This window comes from Streptomyces sp. SA15 (assembly GCF_002291145.1).
Classification (GTDB): domain Bacteria; phylum Actinomycetota; class Actinomycetes; order Streptomycetales; family Streptomycetaceae; genus Streptomyces.
Map to the genome: position 1 here is coordinate 1 of NZ_NTGE01000135.1, position 1,588 is coordinate 1,588.

At 76.1% G+C, this 1,588-nt stretch carries 1 protein-coding gene; it reads right to left on the reverse strand.

Annotated features, from left to right (window positions below; genetic code table 11):
* A partial coding sequence (locus CLM62_RS31670; RefSeq protein ID WP_218835640.1) for a phosphopantetheine-binding protein occupies positions 1–1,588 on the reverse strand: 1,588 nt, incomplete at both ends.

Consider the following 1,588-nt stretch of genomic DNA (forward strand, 5'->3'; position numbering starts at 1 on the left):
CTCGGACAGCAGCCGGGCCAGCCCGGCCACCACTGTCGGCCGGGTCCGTGCCGGGCAGCCGGGCGGCGAAGCCGACCACGGCCACCGCGTCCGGCGGGACGTCGTCCGCGTCGGGCAGAGCGCCGCCCCACAGGGACACCAGCAGCTCCTGACCGTCGTCGAGGGCGAAGTGGCTCCGCACCGACGCGAAGTCCATGTCGCCGACCGGGCACAGCCCCAGACGCAGCCCGCTCGCGCGTTCCATGGCCGCCTGGGCCATGTGGCCGGCCTCGATCGCGGAGTACCGGGCGGCCAGGACCTTTCCGTACGCGGGTGCGATCGCCGCGGGCGTGGACACCAGGAACAGGCCGAAGGCCGCCCCGTCGAACACCGGCCGGTTGTAGCGCACATGGCACTCCGCGTCGATCACCTCGCCCTCGGCCAGCAGGACGAGGGAGCGGGCGACGGGGTCGAGGTAGTACACGCCCGCGGCGGCGCCCGTCACCCGCCCAGGCTTGACGTACACGTACACCTGGACCGGGTACAGGCCGCCGGCCGACGGGTAGGGCCGCCTGCCGCCGTCGTCCGGATCCAGTTCGGTGAAGGCCAGCGCCAGCCGGGACAGCGAGCGAAGGTCCACCGGCCGGTCGGCGAACTCCCGCACGCTGCGCACCGGCCGGGCGGGCGGTGTCCGGTCCGGCGGCAGATCGAGACCCACGCGGCGACGGTCCGGGCCGTAGCGGCGCAGCGAGCGGCGTTCGGCCTTGAAGGCCGCCTTGGCCGCGGCGTCGAAGGCGATGCGGACGTCGGGGGCGCCGGCGGCGTCCGGGGTGTCGTGCCCGTCGGGTGCCGTCCCTGCCGGGCTCGCGGTCGGCGGGGCCACTGCCTCGGCGACGCCGCGGGCGGTCGGCCGGCTCACCAGCACATCGACCGGGACGTCCGCGCCGTACCGGCGCTGGATGTCCTGCGCCAGCCGGATCATGGTGAACGACGTGGCGCCGAGCGCGAAGAGGTCCTCGTCCGGGTTCACCGATCGCCGCTCCAGCAGCTGGGCGGCGAGCGTGGCGACGTCTTCGGGGCTCGGTCGTGGTCCGGGCGCGGCATCGGTGCCGCCGACCGCGATGGCCGGCTCGGTGGAGCCGGCTGCGGCGGCGATGCCTGCCGGTGTCGGGCGCCGCACCAGGGCTTCCAGGGGCACGTCGATGCCGTACCGGCGCTGGATGTCCTGGGCCAGCCGGATCATGGTGAACGACGTGGCGCCGAGCCGGAAGAGGTCCGCGTCCTCGACGACGTGCTCCATGCCGAGGAGGCGGGCGGCGGCCAGCGCCACCCGGTCCGGTGCGAGGGGCTCGGGCGTCCCCGTGAGGTCCGCCCCGGCTGCCGGTTTCCCGGGGTCGGGCGCCGTGTCCTCCTCGGTGCCGGCGTCGAGCAGGCGGCGCGCGGCGGCGCGGTCGAGCTTGCCGTTGGTGGTCAGCGGGAGGTCCGCGGCGAAGACGAGACGGGACGGGACCAGTGCCGCGGGCAGCACCCGGGAGAGTTCCTCGCGGACCGCGGCCGCCGCCGGCCGCCGGTCCGGTGCGCTCCGGCACAGCGCGGCCAGCTCCTGGTC